Genomic DNA, 1662 nt, shown 5'->3' with positions numbered 1-1662 from the left:
CTGTCTGACAAATGATCACCTGGCCGCTTCACGGAGCCAGAGGATCAGGGAGGCCAGGACGACTCCCGCGCGGTACCGGTTCGCGAGCTTGTCGAACCTGGTTGCGATCACGCGGAACTGTTTGAGGCGAGCGAAGCATCGTTCGACCACGTTGCGGTCGCGATAGATCTCCGTGTCGAAGACGGGTGGCCGACCACCGCGGCGCCCCCGGCGCCGACGGTTGGCCATCTGGTCGCGGCGCTCGGGGATCGTGGCAGCGATACCCCGACGCCTCAGCAGATGACGGATGGCCCTGCTGGAATACGCCTTATCACCCAGCACACGGTCCGGTGTCGTGCGCGGACGGCCCGTGCCGGCCCGAGGAGTGCGCACCCCATTGAGGACATCGGCGAACGCTGTGGCGTCGTTGACTTTTCCGGGTGTGAGCACAATCGACAGCGGCAGCCCCCGGCCGTCGACGGCGAGATGGACCTTGGTGGTCAACCCGCCCCGAGACCGACCGAGTGCCTGGCACGCCTGCGAGCGGCCCGGATCTTCCAGTTCGTCCCCGTCCACGTCCCCCTTTTACGGGCGCCTGCGGCATGCTGATGGGCCCGGTTGACCGTGGAGTCGACGGCGACGGTCCACTCCACCCGGCCCGCCGCATCGTCACGGACCTGGACGTGCTCCAGCAGCTTCGCCCATGTGCCATCGGCCTCCCGGCGGGCGAACCGCTCGTAGACGGTCTGCCACGGCCCATACCGCTCGGGTAGGTCGCGCCACGGGGCCCCGGTCCGCAGCCGCCACAGCACCCCGTTGACCACCTGCCGGTGATCACGCCACGGACGGCCGCGTCCGTCCACCTGCGGCAACAGGGGCTCTATTCGCCCCCATGCCGCATCCGTCAACTCACCTCGACCCGCCACAAGATCAATTATCAGACCGGCTATAGAGTCCTGCCCGTGGCAAATCATCAGGACGACACCAGGACGGCCTACGACGGTGTCGTCGAGCTGTACGCATCGCTGTTCGCAAACCGGCTGGAGACACAACCTTTCTCCCGGGCCATGATCGGCACCTTCGCCGAACTGGTGCGCGCGACGGGCAACCCGCGGGCAGCGGACGTCGGGTGCGGGCCCGGACATCTGACAGCCATGCTGCACGAACTGGGCCTGGACGCCTTCGGACTCGACCTTGCCCCCGGCATGGTCGACCACGCCCGGCAGGCCCATCCGGCGCTGCGCTTCCAAGAGGCGCGGATGGAATCCCTGCCGATCGAGGACGGCGCGCTCGGCGGCGTGCTGGCCCATTACTCGATGATCCACACCCCTCCGGGGGAGCTGCCGGAGCTACTCTCCGAACAGGTACGCGTCCTGGCGCCGGATGGCCTGCTCCTGGTCTCCTTCTTCGGGACCGACGGACAAGAACCGGTTCGCTTCAACCACAAAGTGGCGCCCGCCTACAGCTGGCCGGCAGATAGCCTCGCCGAACTGCTGGCCGATGCCGGTCTCGATCCCTTCGCCCGGCTGCTCCACGATCCGGTCTCTGAACGGGGTTTCCTCGACGCTCACCTGCTGGCCCGCCGCTCGTAGGTCCTGCCCGGCAATACCCGCGAGATGTCGGCGCATATCCGGGCTGCCAGCTCGACGGACGCTCGCTGGTCCGACGGGAATTGTCAGACAT

The 1662-nt window shown here is 67.5% G+C and carries 2 protein-coding genes; one reads left to right on the top strand and one right to left on the bottom strand.

What is annotated here, in order from left to right; all coding sequences use genetic code 11:
• Positions 1-15: 15 nt before the first annotated feature.
• A protein-coding gene (locus ABT092_RS30895) for an IS5 family transposase (RefSeq protein WP_351249820.1) occupies positions 16-953 on the bottom strand; the annotation gives its coding sequence in 2 pieces (ribosomal slippage) (positions 16-554 and positions 554-953; 939 coding nt in all).
• On the opposite strand from ABT092_RS30895, the gene ABT092_RS30890 reads away from it, so the two are divergent.
• Positions 942-1571: a class I SAM-dependent methyltransferase gene (locus tag ABT092_RS30890; protein WP_351249818.1), complete on the top strand. Its 630-nt coding sequence runs from the start codon at positions 942-944 to the stop codon at positions 1569-1571. The two genes, ABT092_RS30895 and ABT092_RS30890, sit on opposite strands and share 12 nt — an antisense overlap.
• The last annotated feature ends 91 nt before the right edge of the window (positions 1572-1662 follow it).

The organism is Streptomyces sp. NPDC002490 (assembly GCF_040296045.1).
GTDB lineage: Bacteria > Actinomycetota > Actinomycetes > Streptomycetales > Streptomycetaceae > Streptomyces.
This window is presented reverse-complemented; position numbering and strand designations above follow the sequence as displayed.